The sequence below is a fragment of the Methylobacterium sp. J-077 genome (assembly GCF_022829365.1).
GTDB lineage: Bacteria > Pseudomonadota > Alphaproteobacteria > Rhizobiales > Beijerinckiaceae > Methylobacterium.
Genome location: NZ_JAKSYJ010000032.1, coordinates 1 through 669, shown reverse-complemented (window position 1 = coordinate 669; position 669 = coordinate 1). Strand labels below are relative to the sequence as shown.

1 protein-coding gene is annotated in these 669 nt (G+C 67.1%); it reads left to right on the top strand.

What is annotated here, in order from left to right; genetic code table 11:
* Positions 1 to 669, top strand: a 669-nt coding sequence (locus MKL11_RS01365) for a methyl-accepting chemotaxis protein (protein ID WP_243939582.1), incomplete at both ends; no start/stop codon positions are given.

Here is a 669-nt window from a genome sequence, read left to right as displayed (position 1 = left end):
TCCGCCACCGAGTTGCAGGCGACAGCACAGACGATGACGGCCACCGCGACCGAGACGGCCAGTCAGTCGACCACGGTTGCAGCAGCGGCCGAGGAGGCTGCCAGCAACGTCAACACCGTGGCGGCCGCAGCGGAAGAGCTTGGCTCGTCGGTGCAGGAGATCAGCCGGCAGGTCGCTGGCTCGGCTGAACTAGCACAGCTTGCCGTGCACGAAGCGGATCAGACAGGTGCTTTGGTGCACGAGCTTAGTGCCGCGGTGGCGCGGATCGGCGACGTGGTTGGACTAATCTCGACCATCGCCGGACAGACCAACCTGCTGGCGCTCAACGCCACCATCGAGGCCGCACGGGCTGGCTCTGCCGGCAAGGGCTTCGCCGTCGTCGCCTCCGAGGTGAAGGCACTCGCCGAGCAGACGGCCAAGGCCACGAGTGAGATCTCGGGTCAGATCGCCCGTATCCAAGCCTCGACAGGCCAGGCCGTCACATCGATTGGCGGCATCACCGAGCGGATCCGCGAGATCAGCGGTGTGGCGACGTCGATCGCGGCTGCCGTCGAGCAGCAGGGCGCGGCCACCCAGGAGATCGTGCGTAACGTCAGCCAGGCTGCGATGGGCACCGGTGAGGTGACCAGCAACATCTCAGGCGTGGCTGGCGCAGCCGAGGAGACGGGT